This is a genomic window from Xenorhabdus santafensis (assembly GCF_033949405.1).
GTDB classification, from domain to species: domain Bacteria; phylum Pseudomonadota; class Gammaproteobacteria; order Enterobacterales; family Enterobacteriaceae; genus Xenorhabdus; species Xenorhabdus santafensis.
The window spans coordinates 1-3,170 of record NZ_VCDN01000053.1 but is presented as its reverse complement, the minus strand read 5'-3'; the positions used below and the strand labels follow the sequence as shown (position 1 = coordinate 3,170).

Annotated in this window: 1 protein-coding gene; it reads right to left on the bottom strand. The window is 54.1% G+C overall.

Annotated elements, in window-relative coordinates; all coding sequences use genetic code 11:
- On the bottom strand, positions 1-3,170 hold a 3,170-nt coding region (locus FE392_RS13810), incomplete at both ends, for a DUF6531 domain-containing protein (protein WP_319930799.1).

Sequence of the window (3,170 nt, the reverse complement as noted above, 5' to 3'; positions counted from 1 at the left end):
CGTAGTGGAACTGCTCTTCATACGGACGATTGCCCTCGAACAGCGTATGCAAAATTTGGTCGTTGGCATTGTAACGGTAACGGGTTTGTCCCCAGCGGCTGTCATCAATCACGCGCACATTATGCGCACGATCATATTGCCAGCTGCGGTTAACGGCGGTGGCCTGCGGCGGAAAATGCGGGTCATTTTGCGCCAATGTTTCCCGGAAAAATTGCGTCGCTTGCCCCGCTGACTGATGTGCCAGCAAGCCGGTTGCGGTGTAGCGGCTGGCAAGGATAAATCCGTTAGCACTTTCGCGTACGGTTTCCCGCCCCAATGCATCGTGTTGGAAGGCCAATGGCGTATGCTGATTGAGCTGAAAGTGGTTCAGTGCCCCCATCGGGTTATAGCCGAAGTACAGGGTATGGTCATCAACGTGTTCACTGACCGGACGGCCCGTCAGGGTATCCCATTGACGGATGATTTCCCGCCCATTGAGGCGCTCGACCGTCGGCAATCCCGTAGTATCGTCATATTCATATTCAACCACGGCATCGTCGTTTACGGCCTTCACCAGCTGATGACGATCGTTGTATTCATAGTGAGTGGTTGCCGCCAGCACCCATGTGCCGTCTTGTGGTTGCCAGCTTTCCTGTTTAACCAACAAACCTGCCGTGGAATAGTGCCAACAAAGTTGCTGGCTATCAGGATAGCTTGCCCGCGTACGGCGCCCCAGTACGTCATATTGATAGGTCACCACTCGCCCGGTGAAATCCGTTTCACGGATAATCTGACCCGCCGCATCCCGCTCGTAACGGTAAGTTTCACCCGTGGAGGCGGTGACTGAATTCAATCGGGTAAGCCGGTCATAGCCAAAGTGCAATTGAGTGCCATCGGGACGGGTGACATGAGTCAACAAGTCAAAAGCACCGTAAGCATAACGGGTCGTGCGGCCTTCCCCATCCGTGACGGCAGCGACGCGATGCTCGCTGTCATACTCCAGTTTTTGAGTCACACCGTCGGCGAGGGTGATTTCACTCAAGCTGCCATTATTGAGGCTGGCATGGTCGGGACTGTACCGATAGCGGGTTTCCTGTTTTAGCGCGTCGGTAAAGCGGCGCAGGCGTCCCAGCGTATCCAGCTCCAGCCCCGTGGTGTGACCGTCCGGCGTCATCACGGCGGCCAGACGTTGCTGTTCGTCATAAGCATAGTGCCACTGACGACCATCGGGCAGCAGGCGCTGGCGCAGTTCGCCATGCGTGCCGTATTGGTAGGCTTCTGTGTGCCCGAGGGGGTTGATGAGCGCCGTCAGGTTACCCTGTTCGTCATACTGAAACTGCCAGCATTCCCCCGTCGGCAGGCAACTTTCGATGAGCTGCCCGTGTTCATCATAATCATAGGTGAACGTTTCGCCTGTCGGCAGTTTCACTTCGGTCAGGGCACCGTCAGGGTTGTAATCGAAGCTGGTCATCTGACCCGCGGGGTTGCTTTCCCAAACGATTTGGCTGTGACGCCACTGGCGACGGGTAATCCGGCCCAGCGGATCGACTTCCCGTATCACCAATCCGTTTGGGTCGTAATGATAGTGACTTTCCCCGCCTTCACCGTCCAAATACGTGGTGATACGGGCATTATCATCATAGCGGAAGCGGTCATGCCAATAACCACTGGGGGAGCCGGTGCTGATGACACGCCCCTTCTCATCATAAGTGAGGTGAAAATCCGTCTGGTCAGTATCGTGCCAGCGGATCATTCGCCCTTGGGGATCGTATTCGTGCCATAAGTGGTTATGTTGGAATGTCTCACATTCACTCAGATAGCCTTGCTCATCATAGTGGCACGACACCAGTCGTTGGGTCATAGATCCTTCAGGCAAATCCACTGCCCGAAGTTGATTATCCTGATAACTGAGTGTCAGGCGAACGCCATCATTGCGGGTAACCTCAATCAATTGGCCATCTTTATCGTAGACAAAATCAATCCGATTCTGACGGCGATCTGTGATGGCAGACAGCTTGCGGCAGGTTTTCGCCATCTGATTGAAATGGTAAATCAGCTGGGATTGGCGATCGGTGAGGCGTAATTCTCCGTTGAGCTCTCCCGTCAGGACGCAATGAGGAATGTGTTTATTCCGGGCCTGTACCTGATTATCGGGGGCAGCGAAATCATAAACTACGCCATCCGTATCAGTGAACAGAATTTCATGCTTGCCGATAACCAACTGTCGCGACCAGTCATCGGCCCATTTAGAGCCAAACAGCCCATTGTATTTCGCGGTGGAGCGATAGGAGCGGTTCAGGGTAATGGGCAACAGCCCGGGGATCGCAATGACCGGCCATTCCTGCAAAAAATCACCGGTCGCCACATCAACTGGTTCGCTTTTTTTGGTACAGGTTCCGTTGCAATTGCCATCTTTATTGTTGGACGGCGTGGCATCATCTTTTGGGGGTTCTTTTTTAGGTTTAGCGGCCGGTGTGTCTGTCGAATGGCCTTTGATTTTTCCGCCAGCGCCACCGGCTTCCACGGCTTTTGCTGCGCCGGCGGTTTTTTCCACCGCGGCACTGACTTCTGCTACTTTCGTCACTGTGCTGGCTTTAGACATAAAACCCATAGCACTGACGAATTTTTCCGGGCTAAAAAATGTGCCAATCTCAAAGGCAAGGCCACCCAAACGTTGCCCCGGCGTATCCAACGTCATCTTATATTCATCCAGATTGAATGCGTTGGCATTGTTACGGCCGGCATCCGCTATTTCGCCCATCACTTCCGCGTGCTTTTCGGCTTTCTTATTACCAAGGATTTTTCCCCAAAGCCCCAATGTCCGAGCCGACTCGTCCATCTCACGACTGGAATTCAGCATACCGCCTTTGATAGCCATTTCGGCCATACCTACGCCGGCATTACTGGCCGCTTTGCCAACGCCTTTTGCCTGCTCTATCTGGTTCCAGCCTTCTGGCGTTGCCAGATCTTGGCCTGTTTGTTTGGCTTTATCTACGACCGCGTCTCCCAGTTCACTCGCCAGCTTTTTAAGCCCGTTCCATATTCCCTTTTCTTGCTTGGTTTCCGGTATCACGGCGGCATTCGCCTCATGCGGCGGATTTGCCCCCTGTGGTGCTTGTCCGACAATTTTACCGAGCGTGTTGCCCGTCCCGCTCGGGCTGTCATCGCGGGCTTTGACGGGCAGGGGCTCA